Raw genomic sequence first — 17773 nt, forward strand, 5'->3', positions numbered from 1 at the left:
ACATCCCGCCACGCAAGGAACCGCAACATGAGCGAGACCGCAAGCCCATCGGCCGAGAGTGCCGCGCCCGACATCCTGCTGGACGTCAACGGCATCGAGGTCATCTACAACCACGTGATCCTGGTGCTCAAGGGCGTGTCGCTGCGCGTGCCGCAAGGCCGCATCGTGGCCCTGCTGGGCGCCAACGGCGCGGGCAAGACCACGACGCTGCGTGCGGTATCGAACCTGCTGAAGGGCGAGCGGGGCGAGGTCACCAAGGGCCAGATCCAGTATCGCGGCGAACGCATCGAGCAACTGACCCCCGCCGCCCTGGTCAAGCGCGGCGTGGTGCAGGTGATGGAAGGGCGGCACTGCTTCGCCCACCTGACCATCGAGGAAAACCTGCTGACCGGCGCCTATACGCGCAAGCTGGATCGCGGCGGCGTTCAGGAAGCGCTGGAACGCGTGTATCAGTATTTCCCGCGCCTGAAGCAGCGCCGCGGCAGCCAGGCGGGCTACACCTCGGGTGGCGAACAGCAGATGTGCGCCATCGGCCGCGCGTTGATGGCGGACCCCAACATGATCCTGCTGGACGAGCCTTCGATGGGCCTGGCGCCGCAGATCGTGGAGGAAATCTTCGAGATCGTGCGCGACCTGAACCAGCGCGAGCGCGTGAGCTTCCTGCTGGCCGAGCAGAACACCAACATCGCGCTGCGCTACGCGGATTACGGCTACATCCTGGAGAACGGCCGCGTCATGATGGACGGCGAGGCCAGCGTGCTGGCCAGCAACGAGGACGTCAAGGAGTTCTACCTTGGCATCTCCAGCGGCGAAAGGAAGAGCTTTCGCGACACCAAGTTCTACCGCCGGCGCAAGCGCTGGCTGGCCTAGCCTTACCGACGCAGCATTTCAGTCCACCGATCACGGAATGCCCGGCGCGGCCGAGGCATGAACGCAAGGCAGCAGGGGCAGGATCATGTCCGAGTACTTCGATGCATTGGAAACCCGCGATCCCGAGCGGCGCGAACGCGACCTGATGGCGGCCCTGCCGGGCGCGGTGGCGCGCGCCGTCTCCAGCGCGCCGGCGGTGGCCAGGCAATTGCAGGGGGTCGACCCGTGGGCCGTGCGCGGCCGCGAGGCGCTGGCCCAGCTGCCCGTGCTGCGCAAGCACGAATTGCTGGAAGCCCAGCAGTCGGCCCGTGCACCGGGGGCGGGCGCGGCGCCCACGCTGCAACGCGTCTTCGGCGGTTTCTCGACCATCGGCTGGGGCCAGTCGCTGCGGGTGTTCGCCTCGCCCGGCCCCATCTATGAGCCCGAAAGCGCCAGGCCGGACTACTGGCGTTTCGCGCGTGCCCTGTATGCCGCGGGCTTCCGGGCGGGCGAACTGGCCTACAACTGCTTTTCGTATCACTTCACGCCTGCCGGCTCCATGATGGAGACGGCGGCGCACGCCGTGGGCTGCACGGTCTTCCCGGGCGGCACGGGCCAGACCGAGCAGCAGGTGCGCGCCATGCATGACCTGGCGCCCAGCGGCTATACGGGCACCCCCAGCTTCCTGAAGATCATCCTGGAGAAAGCCGATGAAATGGGCGTGCCGCTGCTGTCGGTGCGCCGCGCGCTGGTGTCGGGCGAAGCGTTCCCGCCTTCCTTGCGCGACTGGCTGCGCGCGCGTGGCATCGACGGCTACCAGGCCTATGGCAGCGCGGACCTCGGCATGATCGCCTTCGAGACGCCCGCGCGCGAGGGCCTGGTGCTGGGCGAGGACATCCTGGTCGAGATCGTGCGGCCGGGCACCGGCATTCCCGTGCCCGACGGCGAGGTGGGCGAGGTGGTCGTCACCACGCTCAATCCCGATTACCCGCTGGTGCGCTTCGGCACCGGCGACCTTTCCGCCGTGTTGCCTGGACGTTCCCCTTGCGGACGCACGAACACGCGCATCAAGGGCTGGATGGGCCGCGCCGACCAGACCACCAAGGTGCGCGGGCTGTTCGTGCACCCGCCGCAGGTGGCCGACATCGTGTCGCGCCACCCCGAGATCCGCAGGGCCCGGCTGGTGGTGAGCGGCGCCGCGGGCAGCGACGTGTTGCACTTGCGGGTCGAGGCGGATGCCTGGCCGCCCGGCCTGGCGGAGAAGATCGCGGGCTCGGTGCGGGACGTCACCAAGCTGCGCGCCGAGGTCGAGCATGTGCGGCAGGGCGACCTGCCGAATGATGGCAAGGTGATCGAGGACGCGCGGTCCTACGAATGACATGCCGGCAATGGGAAAAGGCGCCGGGCCCGCGCCCGGCGCCTTCCAGAAACGAGCGGGCCGCCCCGAGAGGCGGCCCAACCCTTCCAGCATCACGATCATCCACCGCGACACTTCCCTTCGCGAAAGTCGGAAGCCACTGTAGCCAGGCCGGAGATTCCTTGCTATGTCGGCAACCGCGGTGGATGAACCGCCAGCTTAGAACCGGTGACGCAGACCCACCGCCACCGACGTGCTCTTCACGTCTTCGCGGAAGTAGAAGTTGTCGGCGTACGACGCGTAGGCGTACACGTTCGTGCGCTTGGACAGGTCGTGCGTGAAGCCGATGCTGTAGACGTTGGTGGTTTCGTCCTGGCCGTTCAGCTTGTCGTTCTTGGGGTCGGCGGCTTGCCACGACGCGAAGACCTTGTTGGCGCCCAGCGGAACGGTGGCGGCAACCAGGTACGAGTTGGCGCGGAAGCCCTTGGCGGCGGTGTAGCTGCCGGCATAGCGGGCGCCCGAGGGGCCGACGCCGATGTCGGTGTTCTTCATCCAGCCGTCACGCACCTGGCCATAGGCCAGGCCGATCTTGACCACTTCGAAGTCATAGGTGCCGCCCAGCATGAACGACTGGATTTCGTCTTCATCACGCGAATTCTGGTTCGACAGGTTCACGCTGTCGTAGGCGGCGGCCAGGTACACGGGGCCGGCCGAGTAACGCAGGCCCAGGGTCGTGGCGCGGTTGTTCAGGTCGGTGGCGAAGCCGGTGTTGGTCTTGCCGCTGTCGGCGTTGAACGAGTAGCCCACGCCAGCCTGGAAGCCGCCGAACTTCGGGGTTTCGTAGGTGACCAGATTGTCGTAGCGCACGCTGGCGGCGCCCGAGAAGGTCGAGCCGATCGAGGCCGAACCGAAGTTGGTGCCGAAGGGGCTGACGGCTTCGCCGACCCACGACGTCTGGAAGTTCTTGTTCAGGCCGGCCTGGATCTTGCCCCACGAATCGCTTTGCAGGCCCAGCGTGGCCTGGCGGCCGAACAGGCGGCCGCTTTGGCCTTGCTTGCCGGTCGAGGCGTTGTAGCCGTTCTCCAGCGTGAAGATGGCCTTCAGGCCACCGCCCAGGTCTTCCGCGCCCTTCAGGCCGAAGCGCGAGCTGCCGTGGCCCCCGTCGATCATGCCGACGCGGCTTTGTTCGAAGCCGTTGGGGCCTTCGACCTTCTCGTAGCCGATACCCAGGTCAACCACGCCGTACAGGGTCACGGTGGTTTGGGCTTGGGCGGCGGAAACCAGGCCGGCGGCCAGGGTGGCGGCGAGGGCGCAAAGCTTGAACTTCATGAGTCTTCTTCTCCGAAATGAAAAGCGCCTGTGTGGCGCATGGGTGTCGGGCGCGTGCCGGTGAGGGCGGCGGCGCGCCTGGCAGTTCTGGTGCCTTCGCAGTATGGGAGGGGGAGACGGGACGATTAATATGCGCAATGGCAAGCTCTTTGCCGCCCGTGGCGCAATGCATGCAGGCACTGTCATGAAAGGCGTGGGCCAGCGTGTGCGGAAAAACGCGGGATCTTGGGTAAACCCTTGCGGCGCAAGGCATTGCGAAGTGCAAGCACACGTTTCAAAAATGTTGCGCTTTCCTGGTGCAGCGCGGGTGCGCCGCGCTGCGTGAGGACGAAAAAAAGCGCCCGCAGGCGCCGTCTTGAGCCAGACGTTGTCACGCCGCAACAGCATCCCGCTTGCAATGCAGCATCTCCTGGATGCGCGCCTGCAGGAAATCCAGGAAGACGCGCGTGCGCGCGGGCGGACGGCGGCTGGCGAACATGGCGTACAGGGGAATGGAGGCCAACTGCCAGGCCGGCAGCACGGGCACCATGTGATCCGGCTGCCGGGACCCGACACAGGGCAGGGCCACGATGCCCGCGCCCGTGATGGCGAGCCGGCGCAACAACTCCGGGTTGTTGGAGCCGAAGCGGCCCGTCACCGGGATCCGCACCCGTTCGCCATCCCGCTCCAGCGTCCAGGCGCTCAGCTCACCGCACACGTCCGAGCCCAGGCATTCGTGCCGGATCAGATCGCCGGGCGAGGCGGGCACGCCATGTTCGCGCAGGTAATGCGGCGAGGCATACAACTGGTGCGGGATGTCCGCGAGGCGCCGGGCGATCAGGTCGGAGTCGGCCTGTTCGCCCCAGCGCAAGGCCACGTCGAACTGCCGCGCGGGATGCGGATTCGGTTCGTGGCTGTAGTCATAGCGGTATTCCAGTTCCGGCCAGTGTTCGGCGAACTCACGCGCCAGCTGGCTGAAGTCCAGGGCTTCCAGCGGTTCGGGCAACAGCACGCGCAGCGTGCCGCGCGGGCGCACGCCCAGCTCGTGCAGGACCGAGTGCGCGTCGCGCACTTCCTCGACGAGTTGCCGGCAGCGTTCGAAGTACAGGCGGCCGGCATCGGTCAGGGTGATCTGGCGCGTGGTGCGCACCAGCAGGGACACGCCCAGCGTGGCTTCGAGCTTGCGCAGGCGGCGCGAAACCGTGCTGGCGGGAACGCCGGTGGTGTCGGCCGCGCGCGAGATGTTGCCGCGCCTGGCCACCTCCACGAACAAGGCGATGTCGTTGAGATCGGGTTGCGAGGGTGCGCCGGCAGGGCTCACGGCGTCTGGAAAGGAAGCAGGTGCAGCGTACGTCATGGTGAGGCTTGCGGTTCTGCGTGCCGGGAACAGGCGCCTCCGCCCTGAGGCGGGCAGGCCAGCATCCAATGGAACCGCGTGCCGAACTGTAAGGACTTTTTGCGGACAGTTTTATGACACCTGGTTGTAATGGGGGGGTAATTCTTGCCGTTCTGCTTCTGTTCGTCGGCGATTTGCCGACTTTCCGCAGGCAACGCGTTTGTCTGCGCCCCGGCTCGCCGGTTACGCTGCCGGCCAGGCAGGGGCAGAGGCCTCGTCCACGCAACACGCAAGGCAGGAGCACATCATGAAGGCTTGGAAGGCAGTGGCGGGCGCATTGGCGCTCATGGCGGCGCAAGGCGCGCATGCGGCGACGACGCTGGAGACGGTCAAGCAGCGCGGCGTCGTGCAATGCGGCACCACCACGGGGTTCGCCGGCTTCTCGGCGCCCGACGCGCAAGGCAACTGGAAGGGCCTGGACGTGGACCTGTGCCGTGCGGTGGCGGCTGCGGTGTTCGGCGACGCGGGCAAGATGAAGATCGTGCCCCTCAATGCCCAGCAGCGCTTCACGGCCCTGCAGTCCGGCGAGATCGACCTGCTGGCGCGCAACACCACGGTCACGCAGCAGCGCGACACGGCGCTGGGCATCATCCACGCGGGCATCAATTTCTATGACGGCCAGGGCTTCCTGGTGCCGCGCGCGCTGGGCGTGAAAAGCGCCAGGGAGATCGACGGCGCGACGATCTGCCTGCAGACGGGCACTTCCAACGAGAACACGCTGGCGGACTGGGCGCGCGCGCACCAGGTGAAATACAAACCGGTGGTCATCGAGTCCTTCAACGAAGTGGTCAATGCCTTCGCGGCCGGCCGCTGCGACGTGTTCAGCACCGATGCCTCGGGCCTGGCGTCCATCCGCATTTCGAAACTGCAGAACCCGGACGACTACGTGGTGCTGCCCGAGATCATCTCCAAGGAGCCCCTGGGACCCTTCGTGCGCCAGGGCGACGACACCTGGCTGAACGTGGTGAAGTGGTCGCTGTTCGCCATGATCGAGGCCGAGGAATACGGCGTCACGTCGAAGAACGTGGGCCAGATGCTGGAGAGCGCCAATCCGAACGTGCGGCGCCTGCTGGGCGTGACGCCCGGCGCGGGCAAGAACATGGGCCTGTCCGAGACCTGGGCGCGCAGCATCATCGAGCAGGTGGGCAACTACGGTGAAAGCTTCGACCGTAACGTCGGGCTGGGCAGCCCGCTGAAGATCGAGCGGGGGCTCAACAGGCAATGGACCGATGGCGGGCTGATGTACGCGTTGCCGGTGCGGTAAGGGAGTTGGGCGGCGAGGAGATGCGTGCAGGCAAAAGCCGCTTGGGCTACCTCGCTTTCCTGATGGTTTGGCAGCGTCAGCCTGGGCTTAATCTGCCGATTGGTACATATCTGCGTAGGTGTCTATCAGATCCTGATCGACCAGGCGCAGTTCGATCTGATTGGCTCGCTCGATGTGGCGCGCATTGTCCAGGGAAAATATCTCATCCAGGGTGCTGATGATGATCGTGCCTTTTTGTTTTTTTCCTGCCGAGGGTGTCGGGATAAGTGCTTGGGCCTCGGGGAGTTGCTGGGCGGTGATGACGCGGGGCAAGTAAAGCATCCAGCCTGCGCCGGGTTTGTCTTCGAAGACTTGATGCTGGTCGTAATACCGTGGCGCGACAGATATGTATTGCGCGGGAAACAGCGATATCAACGAGATGAGGATGTCCTTGACGGAGTCTGCTTTCCCAAAGCGATCGTCACGGCGTTTGTGGTAAGAGATCTTAATGGTGCAGGGCGCGCCAACACTGTTGACGTGCATCGCGAGGACTACCCCATCTTGCGGTTTTTCTGCGCCATTCCAAATCGACACGAAGGTGAACGATTTGTCTGCATGGAATTTGTGCTGCAGAACCGCGAGCAAAGCTGTCGACGCCTCATCACCCTCGAAGGCCGGGTATAGAAAAGCCTCTTCGCGAGAGTTTCCTTGCGCGAACCAGTGCGTCAAGCCTTCTGACTTGTCTGCGAGCAACTTGGCAATGATATGCAGGCGTCGGAGCATTTCATTGAAATCGTCCGAGCGAAGCGTGGAGTCTTTGAATTGGCAGGTGATCAGCATTCGATTGGCCTAGGGGACGAAGATCGACTCGATACTCAAGGCTGTCAAGGCAGGGCGCATGAGCCCCCACGCTTTGGGTGTCTGGAAGTACCAACGTAATCTCGCCGGTGCAGAACCACGCACTACCATTGCCTGCCTGCCAGCTTCTATTTCCATATCATCAAAACCAAAGAACCATTCTTTCACTTCGCCGTCCCTGTCGACGAATTGATCGTAATTTCCCTTCGCCTCCTGTAATAGGCACTCGCCCGATACAAATCCATCGAACCTCACACCCATCCAGACCCATTCGTCGCTCCAGCGACAACTCACCGTGTCGAACGGAAAGCCGGTGATCCTGGCCTGGTAAGTGTAGGCGTTCCAATTCACACCGTGAGGCTGTCTGACCATCAGGCCCATGTCCGGTGGACATTTTTTACAGGCTTCCGCTGTACGCGAGAGCTCACGGTCTGTCGCCATGGCCCCGGACTTGGCCTCGCTGTCCTCTCTAGGCGTGTCGCCCGGCAGGGCCGCCACGCCCCCCACGGCCGCGCCAGTAGCAGCGCCCACGGCGAGCCGACCGGCCGCCGCGATCAGCGCTTCCGTTATCCACGTCGCGATGGGGATTGCCAATGGTGCAGGCATGATGCATTACTCCTTGTTGCTGCCTTGCGCTGCCCGGCGTGTCTGCCATCGCATCACTTGCATGTAGTCGTGGAAACGCTGCTCCGCCGGCCTGCCTGGCTTGGCTATCCAGCGGCGGAATCCAGGCTGAGTGTAGAAACCGGGTGCCAGTGCTTCGGTCTTGAGAAATTCAACCAGGTCTGCGTCGATATCGATGCCCATGTCGCGCGCTGCCGCCAGCCTTTCGGTCAATCCCGCCTGGGGCAAGCCTGGGTACGCCCGCAGCAGGTCTTGCTGTACACCCAGTACGAAGTTATGGGCGTCGATCTTGGATAGGCCTGCGAGTTGCTGCGGAGTGAGATCAATCGGCATGGGTGGGGTAGATGCGAGTCAGTCGTCCTTGGCACTGGGACAGCCACTGGCGCACCGGGCCGAAAAATTCGGCACGCTGGGTGATCGACAACACGGCGAGAATTTGCTCGCTGATTCGCGCGTCGTAATAGCGCAGCAGCGCGGTAGCGCCTGATGGCAACCGGACATCCAGGCGCGCGCGCAAAGCATCTGCCAAGTCTGCGAAAGAATGGGTGCTGATGAGCCAGATGCATCCGTCACCGCTGCATCCCAGGCGCTTCAAGGTAGCTCTATCAGGGCCGGCGGGATCGGTCGCGTCCAGCAACCATGGACCGGCATGGGCAAGCGCGTGATCGGGGGTGTGGTCGAACAAGGCGATGCAGGAACTGGATCTTGATAGCGGGGCCGCAGGATTCGCGTGGGCATGCAATACGCCATCAGCCAGACCGTAAAGCCGCAAGGGATGGCTCACTTGTTGTTGGGTGGCGGCTAGATAGTCCTCGATATCCCCGGGCATCGGGCTTAGCCTCGCGTCACGAGTGTGGCTGCGTTGCGCGCGGCAGTTTCCAGGCATTCTTGGCAAAGCGTGCCACTTTGGGGCGTGATGCTATTTCGGGGGCCGGTAGTGCCCGCGGCTTCATCTATGCAAGCGACCGTTTGGGATGCGATCAGCACTGCCCCGCAGGCCGTGCGCATTCCTTCGACGGCGGTCTCCTTATCCATGAAGGTATGCCGGCGTCCTGCATCGGGCAGGATCGGGAATGCCCCCTTGCACTTCTGGCATACCACCAGGTGGCCGACCAGAGCAATCTCGCGTCCGAAAAGTATGCCCATGGCATGCCCTTCGATCACAGTGCCGCCGTGGGAGGTGGAATCTCCTTTTCGGATAATTGCGCGTCCAGCCATGTTGCATGCCTCTCATGTCTGCCACGAACATACCTTGGCGTTCTGACTTGTGGAAATTCCTTGAGGGGTGAAGAAAGAGTGACAGGTGCGCCGACTGGCAAGCTAAGACGAATGAAAAGGCCTGGCGCCGGTTGCGGTACCGGATCCAGGCCCCTAGCGCTTCAGAGACTTGCCTACCTCGAAAGATAGCCCCACATTTTTCCGAGCATGTGGCTTAGTTCGCCGTGATCTTCCCGGTCTCGATCACCTTGCCCCAGCGCGCATATTCCTCGGCCTGGAACCGGGTGAATTCCTCGGGCGTGTTGCCGACGATCTCGAAGCCCAGCTCCAGCAGCTTGGGCTTCACCGAGGCGTCGTTCAGGCTTTCCACGATGGCGGTGCGCAGCTTGTCGCGCACGTCGGTCGGAAAGCCCTTGGGCGCGGCGAAGGCCTGCCACGAGGTCACCGTCACGCCCTTCAGGCCCAGCTCTTCCATGGTCGGCACGTCGGGCAGCAGCGGCGAGCGCTTGGCGCTGGTGACGGCCAGCGCGCGCAGCTTGCCCGACTGCACGTGCGTCAGACACGTGTTGATGTTGCTGAAGCTGGCGTTCACCTGGCCGCCGATCAGGTCCATGATGGCCGGGGCGCCGCCCTTGTAGGGCACGTGCGTGGCTTCGGTCTTGGTTTCCTGCCAGAAGAGTTCGGCCGTCAGGTGGTCCGAGGTGCCGTTGCCCGCCGAGGCAAAGGTCATCTTGCCCGGGTTGGCCTTCAGGTAGGCCAGCACGTCGTTGACGGACTTGTACGGCGAGTTGGCCGGCACCACCAGGACATTGGGCGCCTGCACGGCGACGGTGATGTAGTCGAAGTCCTTGCGCGGGTCGTAGCCCGGGTCCTTGACCAGGTGCGGGCCGATCACGAAGGGGCCCAGCGAGGAGACGAAGAGGGTGTAGCCATCGGGAGCGGCGCGCTTGGCCACCGTGGCGCCCAGGGTGCCGCCGGCGCCGGGCCGGTTCTCGGTCACGAAGGTGCCGCCGAATTTTTCCTGCAGCTTGGCGCCCACGGCGCGGGCGATGAAATCCGTCGAGCCGCCTGGCGGGAAGGGCACGAGCATCGTCACCGGTTTCGCGGGCCAGGTCTGGGCCTGTGCCGTGGCGGCGACGGCCAGGCCGAGCGCCAGCGTGGTCAGCAGTTTCTTCATGGATGTCTCCTCAAGGGTGTCGGCGTCTTCGCGCCGGTGGTGCTGCTTGGCGCCCCGCGCGACGCGCGGGGCGGATTGCAATCAGGCTCGCTTGCCCACTTCCACCTTCTCCCGGGTCCAGGCGCGGGCCTGTTCGCTGAGCGACAGGCCCAGGCCGGGCCGCGTGGGCACGAGCATGCGCCCGTCCCGGATCTCGAGCCGCTCGTTGAAGAGCGGCTCGAGCCAGTCGAAGTGCTCGACCCACGGTTCCGTAGGATATGCCGCGGCCAGGTGGACGTGAAGCTCCATCGCGAAGTGCGGGGCCAGCATCGCGCCGGCCTGTTCCGCCTGCGCGGCGATCTTCAGGAAAGGGGTGATGCCGCCCACGCGGGGCGCGTCGGGCATCAGGTAGTCGGCCGCCCGATGGCGGATCAGCTCGCCGTGTTCGGCGGCGCTGGTCAGCATCTCGCCGGTGGCGATGGGGGTGTCGAACTGCGTGGCGAGCGCCGCGTGGCCCTCGTGGTCGTAGGCGTCCAGCGGCTCCTCGATCCAGATGAGGTTGTATTGCTCGAAGATGCGGCACATGCGCTGGGCGGTGGGACGGTCCCATTGCTGGTTGGCGTCGACCATGATCGGCACCTCGTCGCCCAGGTGCTTGCGCACGGCTTCGACGCGGCGGATGTCCAGCTGGCGGTCGGGCTGGCCGACCTTCAGCTTGATGCCGCCGATGCCGCGCGCGCGCGAGGCGCTGGCGTTCACCAGCAGTTGCTCCAGCGGCGTGTGCAGGAAGCCGCCCGAGGTGTTGTAGCAGGCCACCGAGTCGCGATAGGCGCCCAGCAGCTTGGCCAGCGGCAGGCCCGCGCGGCGCGCCTTCAGGTCATACAGCGCCACGTCGAAGGCGCCGATCGCCTGCGTCGACAGGCCGCTGCGGCCCACCGAGGCGCCCGCCCAGCACAGCTTGGTCCACAGGCGGCCGATGTCGCTGGGATCCTCGCCGATGAGCGCGGGGGCGATCTCCTGGGCATGCGCGAACTGGCCGGGGCCGCCGGCCCGCTTGGAATAGCTCAGGCCGATCCCCTCGTCGCCGTTCTCGGTCTGCACCTCGACGAAGAGCATGGCGACCTCGGTCATGGGTTTCTGCCTGCCGGTCAGGACCTTGGCGTCGCTGATGGGAGTGGCCAGGGGCAGATAGCAGGAGGAGATGCGCAGCCAGGCAATGCGGTCGGCGGAAGTAGCGGTCATGAGGATTCCGGGGTGTTTCGTCTAGCATCGTGAAGCAGGACAGCACGATGGATAACGTTGTCATTTCTGGGAAAATAAAAAGCGCCGATGGCGGGCGCGTGTTGCCGCGGCAGGGGCAGGACGGGTGTCCCACTCGTACGCGGGGCGCTTGACCCTGCGTGTCGGTACGAATGATGGTAACGTTATCCAACATGCCCGGCAACGGCGAAACGTCTCAGGAAAACCCGTAGCGGCCCATGAAAGCCAAGTCCATCACCCTGCATGACGTCGCCCGTGAAGCCGGTGTGTCGCTCATCACCGCCTCGCGCGCGCTCAGCAATCCCGAGCGCGTGTCCGCCGCGACGATCGCGCGCGTCCAGGCGGCCGTGGCGGCCACGGGCTACATCCCCAACCTGCTGGCAGGCGGGTTGAAGTCGCGGCGCAGCCGCACGGTGGCGGCCCTGGTGCCGATCATCTCGGTGCCGCAGTTCCTGCCCACCATCCAGGCCCTGACCGCCGACCTCGATCGCGAGGGCTACCAGCTCATCCTCGGCCAGACGGGCTATGACCACGCCCGCGAGGAAGCCCTGCTGGCCGCGATGGCGGGGCGGCGCGTGGATGGCATCGTCGTGGCGGGGCTGCTGAACGACACGGTGGCGGCACGTCGCCTGCGCGACATCGGCATCCCGGTCGTCGAGACCTGGGACCTCAGCGCCCAGCCGCTGGACATGGTGGTGGGCTTCTCGCATCACAAGGTGGGGGCCGCCGTGGGAGACTACTTCCAGGCCAAGGGATGGCCGCGCGTCGGCCTGGCCACGGGCGACGACCAGCGCGCGGCCATTCGCCGCGCGGGTTTCCTGTCGGTGATCGGCCACGACGTGCCCACCGTCACCGTGCCCGCGCCCAGCAACGTGGCGTCCGGGCGCCGCGCCTGCGCGGCACTGCTGGCGCAGGATCCTTCGCTGCGCGCCATCTTCTGCAGCGCCGATGCCCTGGCCGAAGGCGTGATGACGGAGGCGCGCGTGCGCGGCCTGCGCGTGCCGGAAGACCTGGCGGTTTGCGGTTTTGGCGGCGCGGATTTCTCGGCGCACCTGGCGCCTGCGCTGACCACCGTCCACGTGGACGGCGCCCTGATCGGCACCGAAGCCGCCCGCGTGCTGATGGCCCGCCTGCGCGGCGAAACCGTGGATGCGCCGGTCGTGGACGTGGGATTCCGCATCGTCGAGCGGGCGTCGACGGCGGGCTGAGCCTCAGCGCAGCAACGGGTGGGCGCGCAGTTGCGTCACCGCCATGTCCACGAACGCCTTCACCTTGGCCGATGCGCGGCGGCCCTCCGGATACAGCACGTGGATGGGCAGGGCAGGCTCCTCGAACCCGGCCAGCACGATCTGCAACTGGCCGGCCTGCAGGGCGGGGCCGATCTGGTAATGCAGCACGCGCGTCAGCCCGGCACCCGCCAGCGCCGTGGCGATGGCGACGTCGTTGGTGTTGCATTGCAGCCAGGGATCGGTGGTGATCCGCTGATTGCCCGCGAAGCGCCACTCCGATGAGGCCCATGCGCCGGTCGGGGCGATCAGGCGGTGGTCCTTCAGGTCCGCCGGCGTGGCGGGCGTGCCGTGGCGCGAGAAATACGCGGGTGCGCCACAGACGACGCGCCGCACGCTGCCCACCTGTATCGCGGTGAAGCCCGAGTCGGGCAGGTGGCCGATGCGCACCGCGACGTCGATGTCTTCCTCCAGCAGGTTCACCGGGCGGTCCAGGAACAGCGTCCTGCCGCGCATCGCCGGGTAAGCGGCAAGATAGTCGTGCAGGATGGGCAGCACGACCATCTGTCCGAAGAGGATGGGCGCGGTCAGGGTCAGGGTGCCGGAAGGCGTGGCGTGCAGGCCGCCCGCCGCGGCCTCGGCTTCGTCGATGTCGGCCAGGATGCGCCGGCAATCCTCGACATAGCGGCTGCCCGCGTCGGTCAGCTTGACCGAACGCGTGGTGCGCACGAAAAGCCGCGCGCGCAGCTGGTCTTCCAGCGCGGACACCGCGCGGGTGATCGCGGCGGGGCTCAGGTGCAGCTGGCGGGCAGCTTGCGCGAAGCTGCCGCTGTCAGCGACTTTGACGGCAATGCGCATTGCCTGCCAGCGATCCATGCGTGTTCCCGGTCTGATTGGCCGTTGCTGGCCGGTATGTGCCGGGATCATGGCATGAATTGCGCGCGCAGGCAGGGGCGAGGCGTCAGAAGCCGAAGTGGCTCAGGCCGGGATGGTCGTCAGGGCGGCGGCCCAGCGGCCAGCGGAACTTGCGCTCCGCCTCGGTGATGGGGTGCTCGTTGATGCTGCTGTGACGCACGCGCATCAGGCCGTCCTCGGCGAATTCCCAGTTCTCGTTGCCATAGGCCCGGAACCAGTGGCCGCTGTCGTCGTGGTACTCGTAGGCGTAGCGCACCGCGATGCGGTTGCCGCCGAAGGCCCACAGTTCCTTGATGAGGCGGTAGTCCAGCTCGCGGTTCCACTTGCGCGTCAGGAAGGCCTCGACCTCGTCGCGTCCTTGCGGGAACTCGGCCCGGTTACGCCAGCGGGTGTCCAGGGTGTAGGCCAGCGCGACCTTGGCGGGGTCACGGCTGTTCCAGCCGTCTTCGGCCAGGCGGACTTTCTCGATGGCGCTCTGTTCGGTGAAGGGGGGCAGCGGGGGGCGGGACATGGCAGGCTCCTGCAAGGGTCTGGGATAGGGGCGGTTGCTACGTGGCATCAGAGTGCCAACTGGAGGCGCGGGGCATCGCCTTCAGTGTGCGCGGGGACCGCGCAGCAGATCAAGACTTCGTCTTCGGCCACCGCCGCCGAGGGCGGCACCGGATACGCCACGGCGCCTGCCAGCAGCCTGGTCTTGCAGGTGCCGCAGGAACCTTCGCGGCAACTGAATTCGGGCGCCAGGCCGCGTGCTTCGGCCAGGTCCAGCAGGCTGCCCGATGCCGGCTCCCAGCGCGCTTCCTTCAGGGAAGCCGTGAAGATGACCGGCACCGATTGCGTGGCGGGCACGGCCTTGGGGGTGTCGCTGTGCGAGGCTGCCGAGGCGGTCCGGGTCAGCGCCGCGGGCCCGAAGGCCTCGGCATGGATCCGGTCGTCGGCGACGTTGACGTGGCGCAGCCCGTCGTAGAGCGATTGCGAGAAACCGGGGGGCCCGCACAGGTAGAAGTCGTAGTCGTTGAACGCCAGGTGCTGGCTGAGCAGCGCCATGTCGATGCGGCCCGTTGCGTCATAGTCCTGCCCGGCCTGGGCACCGTCAGTCCGGCTCACGACGCGGATGACGCGAACGGCCCCGCGGCCCGCCCGCACCAGCGCATCCAGTTCCTGCTGGAAGGGACGGTCGTGCGCGTCGCGCGTTGCATAGAACAGCGTGGTGGGGCGGATGGCCTGCTTGCGCAGGCCCTCGTAGACCACGTGTCCCAGCATCGCGAGCAGGGGCGTGATGCCGATGCCGCCGGCCAGCAGCACTGCGGGCCGGCTCGCCGCGACGTCCAGCGTGAAGGCGCCGCCGGGCGCGCGCGCTTCGATGATGTCACCCACGCGTACCGTGTCGTGCAGGTGGGCGGACACCGCGCCGGCGCGCCGCACGCTGATGCGGTATTCGCCGTCGGAAGGGGGGCGGGACAGCGTGTAGGTCCGGATGACGGGCTTGTCGGCGCCGCGCAGCGCGATACGGATGGGCAGGTGTTGCCCTGCCGCGTGGGGCAGCAGGCCGGCGCCGTCGGCGGGCCGCAGGTGGAAGGAGCGCACCGTGGCGCTTTCCTCGACGATGCGGGTGACCGAGTACGGGCGCCAGCGCGTGGCGAGTTCCGCCGCGCGCAGCCGTTGGGCGGCCTGCGCCCAGTCGCCGGTCATCAGCGAGGCGGGCGACCAGGCCTCGTCCTGCATGGCCCAGCGCAGCGCCAGTGCGCCGCCGCGCCGCACGACGCGGCGAGGGCGGAAGGTCCAGAGGCGCTCCGCGCCCTGGAAGGCCGCGATCTCGGGCGAGTCCAGCAGCACCTCGGCATCGCCCGTCATCTGCAGCAGGTCGCCGTTGCGGAAATCGATGAACGTGAGGCCGGCCTTGCCGTTCAGCAGGATGTTGCCCAGCGTGTTGAAGAACAGGTTGCCATTGAAGTCGGGGATGACCAGCGTGCCGTCTGCCTCCACGCGCACGAAGCCCGCCTTGCCGCCACGATGCGAGACATCCACCTGCTGCCTGTCTTCGCGGTCGGCATAGGACGCGACGAAGAATGCGTCGGCGGCCTCGATCATGGCACGTGCGCCGTCGTCCAGCGCCGTGCCGGTGTCGATGCTGCCCGCATGCGCCTGGCCTGGCTCGCGCGACCAGGTGAAGTCGCGCAACTGGATATAGCGCGGACAGTTGCCGAAGCTCTGGTCGACCTCGAACAGCAGGGCGCCGGGGCCGGCCGCGCGCAGCGTGCCGTTCACGCGGTTGCGCCGGCGCGTGTGCAGTTCGATGCCCAGCAGCCCGATGGCGTCGCCGTCGCGCATGCCCGCGCCTGCCGGATCCGAGGGGGCCGGCCGCGCGTCGATGCGCAGTGACGTGGGCGACGGTGATTGCGTGAAGCCCGGCTGGCCTTCCAGCACCGTGGCCCAGGCATCACCCTGGCCATCGACGCTGCCCGCGAGCAGGAAAGGCAGTTGGGCGTAGAACGCGCGGTGCTGGTCGGGCATGTGGTCGCGCACGACCCGCTTGCCCACGCCGTCCATCTTTTCCGCCACGCCCACGTGCCGTTGCAGGGCGAGCTCGCCTTCGTGCCAGGTCGGCAGCCGGGTCCGGTTCGGGGCATCGCGCATGGCGTGTCTCCTGTCCGCGTGCGTCGTCTGGCGGTGGCCCGTCAGGCCGCGGCGCGCAGGCCGGCGGGCGTCTGGGCGAAGGGGACGAAGCCGGGCAGGGCCTCGATCCGGCGCAGGTGGGCCAGCACGGCGGGATAGCCGGCGGTGTCCACATTGCCTTCGGGCGCGTTGGCGAGATAGCTGTAGAGGGCGACGTCGGCGATGGTGGGGTGCTCGCCGACCAGCCATTGGCGCGCGGCCAGGTGCTTGTCCAGGTGGGCCAGCAAGGCGTGCGCCCGGGCGATCACTTCCTCGGGACGGAACGTGGCGCCGAAGACGGTGACCAGGCGGGCGGCGCAGGCGCCATAGGCGAGTTCGCCAGCCGCCACGGACAGCCAGCGCTGCACGGCGGCGGCCTGGACGGCGTCCTGGGGCAGCCAGTCGGTCCGGCCATGCTTGGTGGCCAGGTAGACGAGGATGGCGTTGGAGTCGGACACGATCGTGCCGTCGTCGTCCAGCACGGGGATCTGGCCGAAGGGGTTGAGCGCCAGAAACGCGGGCTGCTTGTGCGCGCCGGCCTTGACGTCGACCTCGACGAGCTCATGGGGCAGGCCGAGCAGCGACAGGAACAGATGCGCGCGGTGCGCGTGGCCGGACAGCGGGTGGTGGTAGAGCTTCATGATGGGCTTCCTGGTCTGGGGGAAAGGCGGGTGCCCGTCCTGGAAGCCAGTGTGCTGCCATCAGGTCATGAAGAGAATGGCCGGTGAAAACACTTCAGTATTGCGCAGGAAGAAATAATCGCTGCGCGGGATCCCCGCGCTGCTATGCCGCCCGCTTGGCTGCGAGGGCGTTGCCCGCACGGCTGGCGCTCTTGCGGTCCAGGTGGGCCGAGATCCATTGGCCCGTGTCCACGACCGCGTCCAGGTCCACGCCGGTGTCGATGTCCAGGCCGCGCAGCAGGTACAGCACGTCCTCGGTCGCCACGTTGCCGGTCGCGCCGCGCGCATAGGGACAGCCGCCCAGGCCCGCCACCGAGCTGTGCACGATGGTGATGCCGGTTTCCAGGGCGGCCACGATATTGGCCACGGCCTGGCCATAGGTGTCGTGGAAGTGCGCGGCGATCCGGGCGGGGTCCACGCTTTGCGTCACGGCATCCATCACCGCGCGGACCTTGGCGGGCGTGGCCACGCCGATGGTGTCCGCCACGTCGATCTCGTCGCAGCCCAGCGCCAGGAAGCGCCGGGCGACATCCACGGCCGCGCTGGCGGGCACCTCGCCTTGATAAGGGCAGCCCAACGCGCAACTGATGCTGCCGCGCAAGCGGATGCCCGCCTCGCGCGCGGCCTGCGCCACCGGCTCGAAGCGGGCGATCGACTCGGCGATGGAGCAGTTGATGTTCTTTTGCGCGAACGCCTCGCTGGCCGCGCTGAAGATGACGACCTCGTCCACCCCCGCCGCCCGCGCCGCCTCGAAGCCCTTCAGGTTGGGCGTCAGCGCGGAGTAAAGCGTGCCGGGACGGCGCGTGATGCGCGCCATGACCTCCGCGCCATCGGCCATCTGCGGCACCCACCTGGGCGACACGAAGGACGCGGCCTCGACATTCTGGAAGCCCGCGGCCGCCAGCCGGTCCACCAGCTCGACCTTGATGGCCGTATCGATGAAGGCCTTCTCGTTCTGCAGGCCGTCGCGCGGGGCGACCTCGACGATCTTGACGCGGTGGGGCAAGGGCATGCTTGGCTCCGGTGTTGTT

The 17773-nt window shown here is 66.8% G+C and carries 18 protein-coding genes; 4 read left to right on the forward strand and 14 right to left on the reverse strand.

Translation table 11 applies throughout. The features are described from left to right. Positions 1 to 27: 27 nt before the first annotated feature. Complete coding sequence (locus tag ODI_RS02095) at positions 28 to 870, forward strand: ABC transporter ATP-binding protein (RefSeq protein ID WP_067756209.1); 843 nt, start codon at positions 28 to 30, stop codon at positions 868 to 870. Positions 871 to 955: 85 nt separating this feature from the next. Next, positions 956 to 2227 carry a phenylacetate--CoA ligase family protein gene (locus tag ODI_RS02100; RefSeq protein ID WP_067756211.1) on the forward strand — a complete coding sequence of 424 codons (1272 nt, stop codon included), beginning with the start codon at positions 956 to 958 and terminating at the stop codon, positions 2225 to 2227. A gap of 198 nt (positions 2228 to 2425) precedes the next feature. On the opposite strand, the gene ODI_RS02105 is transcribed toward ODI_RS02100, so the two are convergent. Both ODI_RS02105 and ODI_RS02110 read right to left on the reverse strand, forming a co-directional pair. Next, complete coding sequence (locus ODI_RS02105) at positions 2426 to 3535, reverse strand: porin (protein ID WP_067756214.1); 1110 nt, start codon at positions 3533 to 3535, stop codon at positions 2426 to 2428. Between the two features lie 370 nt (positions 3536 to 3905). Next, positions 3906 to 4835 carry a LysR family transcriptional regulator gene (locus ODI_RS02110; protein WP_067756219.1) on the reverse strand — a complete coding sequence of 310 codons (930 nt, stop codon included), beginning with the start codon at positions 4833 to 4835 and terminating at the stop codon, positions 3906 to 3908. Positions 4836 to 5157: 322 nt separating this feature from the next. Between ODI_RS02110 and ODI_RS02115 the strand changes: the two genes are divergently transcribed. Next, positions 5158 to 6174, forward strand: a complete 1017-nt coding sequence (locus tag ODI_RS02115; RefSeq protein WP_067756221.1) for an amino acid ABC transporter substrate-binding protein — start codon at positions 5158 to 5160, stop codon at positions 6172 to 6174. Positions 6175 to 6261: 87 nt separating this feature from the next. On the opposite strand, the gene ODI_RS02120 is transcribed toward ODI_RS02115, so the two are convergent. The 7 genes from ODI_RS02120 to ODI_RS02150 form a co-directional block, all read right to left on the reverse strand. After that, a complete protein-coding gene (locus tag ODI_RS02120) occupies positions 6262 to 6993 on the reverse strand; it encodes an immunity 52 family protein (protein WP_067756224.1) in 732 nt (243 codons plus the stop codon). A 9-nt stretch (positions 6994 to 7002) separates the two neighbouring features. After that, the gene (locus ODI_RS02125; protein WP_082985390.1) at positions 7003 to 7617 is read right to left on the reverse strand and encodes a restriction endonuclease fold toxin 5 domain-containing protein; all 615 of its coding nucleotides are present in this window, start codon (positions 7615 to 7617) and stop codon (positions 7003 to 7005) included. Positions 7618 to 7623: 6 nt separating this feature from the next. Further along, positions 7624 to 7968 (reverse strand): hypothetical protein, encoded by a 345-nt coding sequence (locus tag ODI_RS02130; protein ID WP_067756225.1) that lies wholly within the window; start codon positions 7966 to 7968, stop codon positions 7624 to 7626. Next, positions 7958 to 8464, reverse strand: coding sequence for a DUF4123 domain-containing protein (locus ODI_RS02135; RefSeq protein WP_067756228.1), 507 nt, complete (start codon positions 8462 to 8464; stop codon positions 7958 to 7960). The genes ODI_RS02130 and ODI_RS02135 overlap by 11 nt, the downstream gene beginning before the upstream one ends. 5 nt (positions 8465 to 8469) lie before the next feature. Next, the gene (locus tag ODI_RS02140; RefSeq protein ID WP_074046824.1) at positions 8470 to 8853 is read right to left on the reverse strand and encodes a PAAR domain-containing protein; all 384 of its coding nucleotides are present in this window, start codon (positions 8851 to 8853) and stop codon (positions 8470 to 8472) included. A gap of 214 nt (positions 8854 to 9067) precedes the next feature. Continuing rightward, a complete protein-coding gene (locus tag ODI_RS02145) occupies positions 9068 to 10030 on the reverse strand; it encodes a Bug family tripartite tricarboxylate transporter substrate binding protein (RefSeq protein WP_067756231.1) in 963 nt (320 codons plus the stop codon). An 81-nt stretch (positions 10031 to 10111) separates the two neighbouring features. After that, positions 10112 to 11251, reverse strand: a complete 1140-nt coding sequence (locus ODI_RS02150; protein WP_067756234.1) for an L-talarate/galactarate dehydratase — start codon at positions 11249 to 11251, stop codon at positions 10112 to 10114. Between the two features lie 236 nt (positions 11252 to 11487). Here ODI_RS02150 and ODI_RS02155 point away from each other — a divergent pair, with 236 nt between their 5' ends. Further along, on the forward strand, positions 11488 to 12477 hold the full coding sequence (locus ODI_RS02155; RefSeq protein WP_067756237.1) for a LacI family DNA-binding transcriptional regulator: 990 nt from the start codon (positions 11488 to 11490) through the stop codon (positions 12475 to 12477). 3 nt (positions 12478 to 12480) lie between these two features. Here the strand turns inward: ODI_RS02155 and ODI_RS02160 are convergent, their stop codons facing one another. The 5 genes from ODI_RS02160 to ODI_RS02180 form a co-directional block, all read right to left on the reverse strand. Next, positions 12481 to 13371, reverse strand: coding sequence for a LysR family transcriptional regulator (locus ODI_RS02160; RefSeq protein ID WP_067756241.1), 891 nt, complete (start codon positions 13369 to 13371; stop codon positions 12481 to 12483). Positions 13372 to 13456: 85 nt separating this feature from the next. Then, a complete protein-coding gene (locus tag ODI_RS02165; RefSeq protein WP_067756243.1) occupies positions 13457 to 13921 on the reverse strand; it encodes a nuclear transport factor 2 family protein in 465 nt (154 codons plus the stop codon). A gap of 47 nt (positions 13922 to 13968) precedes the next feature. Further along, complete coding sequence (locus tag ODI_RS02170) at positions 13969 to 16044, reverse strand: 2Fe-2S iron-sulfur cluster-binding protein (RefSeq protein WP_067756245.1); 2076 nt, start codon at positions 16042 to 16044, stop codon at positions 13969 to 13971. Between the two features lie 41 nt (positions 16045 to 16085). After that, a complete protein-coding gene (locus tag ODI_RS02175; RefSeq protein WP_067756247.1) occupies positions 16086 to 16703 on the reverse strand; it encodes a glutathione S-transferase family protein in 618 nt (205 codons plus the stop codon). 142 nt (positions 16704 to 16845) lie between these two features. After that, complete coding sequence (locus ODI_RS02180) at positions 16846 to 17754, reverse strand: hydroxymethylglutaryl-CoA lyase (RefSeq protein WP_067756249.1); 909 nt, start codon at positions 17752 to 17754, stop codon at positions 16846 to 16848. Positions 17755 to 17773: the final 19 nt, after the last annotated feature.

It is taken from the genome of Orrella dioscoreae (genome assembly GCF_900089455.2).
In the GTDB taxonomy this organism is placed as follows: domain Bacteria; phylum Pseudomonadota; class Gammaproteobacteria; order Burkholderiales; family Burkholderiaceae_B; genus Orrella; species Orrella dioscoreae.

Bases quoted from the DNA above. Each gene is read 5' to 3' on its own strand.
- ODI_RS02155 (WP_067756237.1), top strand. From the start codon at position 11,488: ATGAAAGCCAAGTCCATCACCCTGCATGACGTCGCCCGTGAAGCCGGT.
- ODI_RS02115 (WP_067756221.1), top strand. From the start codon at position 5,158: ATGAAGGCTTGGAAGGCAGTGGCGGGCGCATTGGCGCTCATGGCGGCG.
- ODI_RS02105 (WP_067756214.1), bottom strand. From the start codon at position 3,535: ATGAAGTTCAAGCTTTGCGCCCTCGCCGCCACCCTGGCCGCCGGCCTG.
- ODI_RS02130 (WP_067756225.1), bottom strand. From the start codon at position 7,968: ATGCCGATTGATCTCACTCCGCAGCAACTCGCAGGCCTATCCAAGATC.
- ODI_RS02135 (WP_067756228.1), bottom strand. From the start codon at position 8,464: ATGCCCGGGGATATCGAGGACTATCTAGCCGCCACCCAACAACAAGTG.
- ODI_RS02095 (WP_067756209.1), top strand. From the start codon at position 28: ATGAGCGAGACCGCAAGCCCATCGGCCGAGAGTGCCGCGCCCGACATC.
- ODI_RS02145 (WP_067756231.1), bottom strand. From the start codon at position 10,030: ATGAAGAAACTGCTGACCACGCTGGCGCTCGGCCTGGCCGTCGCCGCC.
- ODI_RS02140 (WP_074046824.1), bottom strand. From the start codon at position 8,853: ATGGCTGGACGCGCAATTATCCGAAAAGGAGATTCCACCTCCCACGGC.
- ODI_RS02150 (WP_067756234.1), bottom strand. From the start codon at position 11,251: ATGACCGCTACTTCCGCCGACCGCATTGCCTGGCTGCGCATCTCCTCC.
- ODI_RS02100 (WP_067756211.1), top strand. From the start codon at position 956: ATGTCCGAGTACTTCGATGCATTGGAAACCCGCGATCCCGAGCGGCGC.
- ODI_RS02160 (WP_067756241.1), bottom strand. From the start codon at position 13,371: ATGGATCGCTGGCAGGCAATGCGCATTGCCGTCAAAGTCGCTGACAGC.
- ODI_RS02175 (WP_067756247.1), bottom strand. From the start codon at position 16,703: ATGAAGCTCTACCACCACCCGCTGTCCGGCCACGCGCACCGCGCGCAT.
- ODI_RS02120 (WP_067756224.1), bottom strand. From the start codon at position 6,993: ATGCTGATCACCTGCCAATTCAAAGACTCCACGCTTCGCTCGGACGAT.
- ODI_RS02125 (WP_082985390.1), bottom strand. From the start codon at position 7,617: ATGCCTGCACCATTGGCAATCCCCATCGCGACGTGGATAACGGAAGCG.
- ODI_RS02165 (WP_067756243.1), bottom strand. From the start codon at position 13,921: ATGTCCCGCCCCCCGCTGCCCCCCTTCACCGAACAGAGCGCCATCGAG.
- ODI_RS02170 (WP_067756245.1), bottom strand. From the start codon at position 16,044: ATGCGCGATGCCCCGAACCGGACCCGGCTGCCGACCTGGCACGAAGGC.
- ODI_RS02180 (WP_067756249.1), bottom strand. From the start codon at position 17,754: ATGCCCTTGCCCCACCGCGTCAAGATCGTCGAGGTCGCCCCGCGCGAC.